This is a genomic window from Natronorubrum sulfidifaciens JCM 14089, assembly GCF_000337735.1.
Classification (GTDB): Archaea; Halobacteriota; Halobacteria; order Halobacteriales; family Natrialbaceae; genus Natronorubrum; species Natronorubrum sulfidifaciens.
On record NZ_AOHX01000043.1, the window covers coordinates 179,386 to 186,182 of the forward strand.

7 protein-coding genes and 1 pseudogene are annotated in these 6,797 nt (G+C 63.4%); 5 read left to right on the forward strand and 3 right to left on the reverse strand.

The features are described 5' to 3' along the window. Nucleotides 1–46: 46 nt before the first annotated feature. Complete coding sequence (locus C495_RS13835) at nucleotides 47–1,252, forward strand: methionine adenosyltransferase (protein WP_008163951.1); 1,206 nt, start codon at nucleotides 47–49, stop codon at nucleotides 1,250–1,252. Nucleotides 1,253–1,286: 34 nt separating this feature from the next. Here C495_RS13835 and C495_RS13840 read toward each other — a convergent pair whose 3' ends face one another. Beyond that, on the reverse strand, nucleotides 1,287–1,967 hold the full coding sequence (locus C495_RS13840) for a DUF4336 domain-containing protein (RefSeq protein WP_008163953.1): 681 nt from the start codon (nucleotides 1,965–1,967) through the stop codon (nucleotides 1,287–1,289). 137 nt (nucleotides 1,968–2,104) lie between these two features. Here C495_RS13840 and C495_RS13845 point away from each other — a divergent pair, with 137 nt between their 5' ends. The 4 genes from C495_RS13845 to C495_RS13860 all read left to right on the forward strand — a co-directional run bounded on the left by C495_RS13845 (nucleotide 2,105) and on the right by C495_RS13860 (nucleotide 5,699). Then, nucleotides 2,105–2,392: an amphi-Trp domain-containing protein gene (locus tag C495_RS13845; protein ID WP_008163955.1), complete on the forward strand. Its 288-nt coding sequence runs from the start codon at nucleotides 2,105–2,107 to the stop codon at nucleotides 2,390–2,392. Between the two features lie 220 nt (nucleotides 2,393–2,612). Then, nucleotides 2,613–3,842: an MFS transporter gene (locus C495_RS13850; protein ID WP_008163957.1), complete on the forward strand. Its 1,230-nt coding sequence runs from the start codon at nucleotides 2,613–2,615 to the stop codon at nucleotides 3,840–3,842. Nucleotides 3,843–3,920: 78 nt separating this feature from the next. Next, a complete protein-coding gene (locus C495_RS13855; protein ID WP_008163958.1) occupies nucleotides 3,921–5,099 on the forward strand; it encodes a tRNA sulfurtransferase in 1,179 nt (392 codons plus the stop codon). Between the two features lie 45 nt (nucleotides 5,100–5,144). Next, the gene (locus tag C495_RS13860; protein ID WP_008163959.1) at nucleotides 5,145–5,699 is read left to right on the forward strand and encodes a DUF5804 family protein; all 555 of its coding nucleotides are present in this window, start codon (nucleotides 5,145–5,147) and stop codon (nucleotides 5,697–5,699) included. 95 nt (nucleotides 5,700–5,794) lie between these two features. Here C495_RS13860 and C495_RS13865 read toward each other — a convergent pair whose 3' ends face one another. Next, a complete protein-coding gene (locus tag C495_RS13865) occupies nucleotides 5,795–6,478 on the reverse strand; it encodes a hypothetical protein (RefSeq protein WP_008163962.1) in 684 nt (227 codons plus the stop codon). Nucleotides 6,479–6,686: 208 nt separating this feature from the next. Then, a pseudogene (locus C495_RS17700) lies at nucleotides 6,687–6,797 on the reverse strand (PLP-dependent cysteine synthase family protein); the annotation flags it as partial.

Here is a 6,797-nt window from a genome sequence, read left to right on the forward strand (position 1 = left end):
TTCTGTTTCCGCAAGTTATAGAACCACGGTCCACCAACGTCCGGTAATGAGCGAGCGGAACATTCGGGTCGAGCCGATCGACCGACAGGCAGTCGAAGACCAGGAAGTAGAGATCGTCGAGCGAAAGGGGATCGGCCACCCCGATTCGATCAGCGACGGAGTCGCCGAGGCCGTCGCCGGCGCGCTGGCTCGAGCGTATCTCGACCGTATCGGCAAAGTGCTCCACTTCAACACCGACGAGACCCAACTCGTCGCGGGCGAAGCCGCACCCGCCTTCGGCGGCGGCGAAGTCGTCGATCCCATCTATCTGCTGATCGTCGGCCGCGCGACCAAACATTACGACGGCCAGACGTTCCCCGCCGAGACCATCGCGCTGCGGGCCGCCCGCGAGTACCTCGAGTCCGAGATTCCACAGCTCACCGTCGGCGAGGATATCGTCGTCGACATCAGACTCGGCGAAGGAAGCGGCGATCTGCAGGACGTCTTCGGTGAGGATGAGGTAAGCGTCCCGATGGCCAACGACACGAGTTTCGGCGTCGGCCACGCCCCACTGACCGAGACCGAACAGATCGTCCTCGAGGCCGAGCGTCGACTCAACGGCGAGTTCGCCGACGAGAACCCATACGTTGGGACAGACATCAAAATCATGGGCAAACGTGAGGGCGACGAGATCGACGTCACCGTCGCGGCGGCGATGGTCGACGAACACATTGCCGACCTCGATGCGTACGCCGAGGCCGTCGAGTCCGTTCGCGAGTTCGTCGCCGAGGTGGCGAGCGAACACACCGACCGCGACGTCACTGTCCACGTGAACACGGCCGACGACTACGAGGAGGGCTCGATCTACCTGACTGTCACCGGCACCTCCGCCGAGCAGGGCGACGACGGCTCCGTCGGTCGGGGCAACCGCGCGAACGGCCTCATCACGCCCAACCGCTCGATGTCGATGGAAGCCACGAGCGGCAAGAATCCGGTCAACCACATCGGCAAGATCTACAACCTGCTTTCAACCGAAATCGCCGACGAAGTCGTCGGTGAGGTCGACGGCATCCGTGACCTGCGCGTGCGCCTGCTCTCCCAGATCGGTCGCCCGATCGACCAGCCCCACGTCGCCGACGTCCACGTCGTCACCGAGGACGGCGTCGAACTCAGCGACGTCGAAGCCGACATCGAAGCGATCGTCGACGCAGAACTCGCAAACGTCACCGACATCACCCGTCGCGTGATCGACGGCGAACTGACGACGTTCTGAAGCAGCCTGCTCGACAGGATTCGTTTTTGGCGGTCTAGAGCAGCCAGTCGTACCCTTCGAGGACGGCCCGTTTGCCCCCAGTCTCGATGATCTCTCCGTGGCCGGGAACGACCCGATCGAACTCCCACGCGAGGACGTCCTGTATCGATCGGCGAAACGACGCCTCGTTTGCGATCGTGAGCCGGAACTCGAGCGGTGGCCCAACCCGTTCGTAGACTCGTAATGCGCGGGCCACGAGCCGGGTCGTCAGCGGACTCCCCTCGCCGATGTGGAAGCCGACGTCGCCGAGGATCACTGTTCGACTCGGTCGGTGGAAGTAGGCGAGTTCGGTGAGCCACCGGTGGCCGACGATCGCGACCTGATCGATGTCGGGAGCCCACCGCGGGTCGGGCGTGTCGCCCAACAGCTGATCGAACCCGAGGTCGGGCCGCCGTGCGGGGAGTCCGGGTGCAGCCAGCAGTTCGGCGTCGGGGTAGGTGGCCCGGTACTGTTCCATGTAGAGATGCCCGTGGAGTTTGCTCGCCGGCGCGACGAACCGAACGTCGCCGAGGTCGTCTAGTGCCGCTCGCAGTTCGGGAGTCAGTTCGGCCGGCGACTGGACGAAGAGCCCACCGCTCGAGAGTCGAATCACGGTCATGATACGGCCGATCTCGAGGCCGAGAAATCGGAGCGGCTCTTCGTACGTCCAGACTCTGTCATCCCGTTGCTCGAGCATCTGTGTTCGTCCGCTCACCACGCGTGGATATACGTGTTTGCCGGCTCGCTCGAGAGACTCGAGAAGTTACGAGTTAGATAGCCTCAGCGATCTGTACAGGGGATTCACTTATTGGTGCAGGCAGCATATTGTTCATTATGCCTGAAGAAGTCCTATTCAAATCAGAGAGTGACCAGACCCGAGAAGAAATCGCATCGTATCTCCACAGTGTCGCTGATAAGCTCGAGCAAGGTGATACTGTCACACTCAAATCCGGTTCTGAGTCCGTGACAATGGAACCACCAGCGCGCCCGACGTTTGAGGTCAAAGCCGAACGCGAGGGGCCAACGGACGGGCCCGGTGAATTGAGCATCGAGTTCGAACTCGAATGGAACGAGAACGGCAATGAGGGAGACGGCGGGAGCGGCCAGTTAGAAATCGAGTGATCAATTAGCATCTGTAGTGTCCGTGCATTTCGATCCAAACCACACCTGAAAAAGGGATTTTCAACAGGAGTTGGCAGCGTAGTTCGAGTGCAGTCTCGAGACGAGAGCGACGTATCACGTCGTGACCGAGTGAGCACCGCTTTCGATAGGCCCTTTATCCCACGCCTGTCAGAGACGCGTAGCGAGTTTCAATCGAAACAGCGCTCGAGAGCGATTGCCAGTGTCCCTGCCATCAGCCAGTTCGAACCGGATCGTCCTCGCCGTCGTCGCGAGTACCTTCTTCGTCGGCTTCGGCGGCGGCGTTATCTTCCCGATCCTGCCGAATCTGGGCGAGGTGCTCGGTATCTCGGCGTTTATGGTCGGACTCATCCTGAGTGCGAACCGGTTTACCCGGCTCGTGGCCAACGCGCCAGCCGGCGTCCTCATCGATCGCATCGGCACCCGAACGCCGTTTATCGCCGGGCTGGCGATCGAGGCCGTCGCGACGTTCATGTACGTCGTCGCGATCCTCTCGCCGCTGCCCGAACTCTGGTTTCTGCTCGCCCGGATTCTCTGGGGAGTCGGCAGTGCGCTCGTCTTCGCGACCGCGTACACGATCACGGCCGACGTCAGCGAGGCCGACTCTCGAGGGACCAGTATGGGCATCGTCCGTGCGGGGATCACGTTCGGCTTCCCCGCCGGGCTCGTCCTCGGCGGCGTCGTGAGCGACCTCTGGGGGAACGTCGAGGCGTTCGTCCTCGCGGCTTCGTTCGCCGGCCTCGCGAGTGTCATTGCCTATCTGATCGTCCCCGAAACCCACGTCGAAGACGAACACGAGTCGGTCAAACCGTGGGACCTCGAGACGAGTGTCCCGGCGCTGACGGTCGGCCTCGTCAACTTCGGACTGTACTTCGCGTATATCGGCGTCCTCTTCTCGACGCTGGTGCTTCTGGTTGGCGACCGTGGCATCACTATTTTCGGCCTCGATGCACAGGGCTCCTCGGGGATGTTGATGGCGGTCACGGTGCTCTCGGGTTCGGTATTTACCCTCGGTGGTGGCGCACTGAGCGACTCCGTCGGCGCACGCGTTCCAGTCATGCTCGCCTTTCTGGTGACCTCGTGTGTCGGCTTTGCCGTTCTGGCATTCGGCTCGAGGTTCGAGGTATTGGTGCTCGCCTGTCTCCTGATCGGTGCCGGACAGGGCGGCGTCGGTGGCCCGCTGACGGCGCTGCTCGCGGATCTCACGCCCGAAGAACGCATCGGTCGCGCGATGGGGACGAACAACGTCCTCGGCGATGTCGGCGGCGGCCTCGGACCGCTGGTGTCGCTCCCGCTGGTCGACGTGCTCGGCTTCGAGGCCATCTATGCGATCAGTGCTATCGTGCCCCTGCTCGCCGGAATCGTGCTCGTCATCGGCATCTACGCCCACACGGGACGGCTGAGTCCGACGATCAGTGAGTCGGTCAACTGACCATGGTGGGTGCTCACACGCGGTTCTCGGACGCGAGCCTCGTAATCCCCTTATAGCTCCGATCATCTATCCCAGTTCATGCACCCGCCGGGAGCCGACACTGTCCTCCTCCGCCACGGGGACGTCAACACGAAGAGTAACGCGGTCAAGCGGTACATGGGGGAGTTGCTGGTCGAGAACATCGAAGCGCTCCTCGAGGACCGCTCGATCCCCGGCGACGTCGAACAGGGCTGGAATCGACCGCTCATTCATACGACCGAAGCCGCCGTCGAGGACGCGACCGCGGCGGCGACTGATGCGTTCGGAGTCGTCTCCGCGAGCCCCGCACTGGTCGTCAGCACCGAAAAAGCGCGGATCATCGAGGCGCTCGTCGAAACCGCTCACGAACACTACAACGGCGGGACGTTCGCCGTCGACGCGCGCCGAGCGGACAAGACGCTCCCCTACGACAGCGAGGACCTCGCTCGAGACGCCGGCAACGCGATCTGGGAGGCCGTCGAAGACGAGTTCGAGCCCGAAGTCGACCTCGACGACCCCGACCTCACCTTCGGCGTCGAAGTCAGATCTGAGGTCGCGTACATCTACCTCGAGCACGTCTCCGGGCCGGGTGGCCTGCCACTCGGGGCTCAGGAGCCGGTAATCGCGCTGATCAGCGGCGGTATCGACTCGCCCGTCGCAGCCTATGAGATGATGCGGCGTGGCTGTCCCGTCATCCCAGCGTACGTCGATCTCGGGGCCTACGGCGGCATCGACCACGAAGCACGGGCGATGGAGACCGTGCGGAAACTCTCGCGATACGCGCCCAATTTCGGCATGCAGGTCTACAAGATCCCCGGCGGCGAGACGGTCGATCTGCTGGTCGAGGAGATGAACCAGGGCCGGATGCTCTCGCTGCGGCGCTTTTTCTACCGGGCCGCCGAAACACTCGCCGAGCGCGTCAACGCCAACGGGATCGTCACCGGCGAGGCGGTCGGCCAGAAGTCGAGCCAGACCGTCCGCAACCTCGGCGTCACCAGCCGGGCCACCCGGCTGCCGATCCACCGGCCACTGCTCACGTGGGACAAACAGGATATCGTCGCCAAAGCCCGCGAGATCGATACGTTCACCGACTCGACGATCAACGCCGGCTGCAACCGTGTCGCCCCCGACCGCGTCGAAACCAACGCCCGCCTCGAGCCGCTGTTGAACGCCGAACCGGACGACCTGCTCGAGCGCGCTGCAGACGCAGCGAAGAACGCGACCCTGATCGAGCCCTGATCCGTAACCGACATTACACAGACGCACCGACCACAGACTAGAATCGTGACTCGCGTCTGTCTCATCGGGAACGACGACTGCACCCTCCAGTACGAACTCCTCTCCCGGGAGACGTCCCGCGAGGCCCTTGCAACGTACGACCTCACGCGTCCCTTCGAGAACGCAATCGCCCTCCGAACGGTCAGCGTCGGCGCTGCCGTCTCGCTGTTGAACGATCTGAACTGGTATCTCACCCGTTTTGTCGACGAGGCGCTCGTCCAAGAGCCAAGCGTCAGCGACGACGAATGGCTCTCGCGGTCGCTCGCCGAACAGCTTCGAAACGGAACCGTCGAACCCGCCGAGACGGCCGAGTTCTGTAAGATCTATGGCCTCGAGCGCGTGGGCGATGACGACGGCGAGAACACGCCGGAATCGGCGCCGACGGCCGACGACGCAGCCGGAGCCGACTCGAGCGAGTCGGAACACGAGCGGGTATCGACCCGACGACTCGTCGAACCGCTGTACGTGCGCCGAACCGGTGGCGAACTCCCCGAGTACGATCTCAGAGACGTCGACGAGACGCTCGTCGTGCGACTCACCGAAGCCGAACACTCGCCCTGAGCGGGCTGCACTCTTAGACGTCCCACCGACGGTCAGCCCAGCACACCAACAGCAGAATCGCAGTCGTGCCCGATAACCCGGTACAGCAATCCGTCTCAGCGGCTGTCACGGTCGCTTCCGGACGCCGATTCGCTCGCCGCGTCGACGGCGAGTGTCGACCTGTGTTTTCGACCGCTGCTGTCGACGATCGTCACGGTGGCGCTGGTCACTGGCTCGCCGTCGGCCGTCGCCCGGACGAGTTGTCCCACCGTAACCAGCTGGGTCGCACCCATGCCGTCCGCCGTCTCAGTGACGCTCGCTTCGACGACGAGCCGTGGTCTCCCCTCGTCGTGCTCGAGCGTCACTGACTCGAGGGCCAGTTCGTAATCGAGTCGCGGTGCGTCGGCCTCGAGTGCGAGCAGAGCACTGTCCGCGAAGTCGGTGTCGGCGACGAACTCGGTCGGCGACGCATCGGCGAACTCACGGGCGTCGAGCCACCGCTCAGCGCGGGTCGCGCTACTGAGAATCGTCGCCTCCGGCTCCGTTGGAACGTCGGCGTGACTGAACGAGACAGACTCGTACGCGTCGTCCTCTCCGTTCGCTGTGTCGTTGGGAACTGTCGCATCGTCGCCGTCGGCGTTCCCATCGGTGTCGTCAGTGTCGTCAGTGTCGTCAGTGTCGTCGGTGTCGGCCCCATTGTCGTCCGACGAGGCGAGACTGGCGTCGTCGAGACAGCCGGCAGCGAAAGTACAGATGGCCACAGTGCCACACAGGAGCGTTCGTCTGGTTGGTTCGGTCATTACGCGAGGGAACACGATACCGCATAAAAGGGGTTCGCCAAGGTGAAACAGCGATTGTCGTCTGGCCCGGAAGCACTTCAGACGGACGGCAGGCCGTCTCATACGGTCTACTGTCGTCACTGACCACTGACCACTGACCACTGACCACTGACCACCGACCCCCGACCCCATCCTGGCGATCGGCGGTACATCGGGACAGCAGTCCGTATCAGTCGAATAACCCGGTCGAGAGATAGCGCTCGCCGCTGTCCCAGAAGACCGTCACGACGAGCGGGCAGTCGTCGGCCTGTCTCTTATACACATCTCTGAGCGGGCTGGC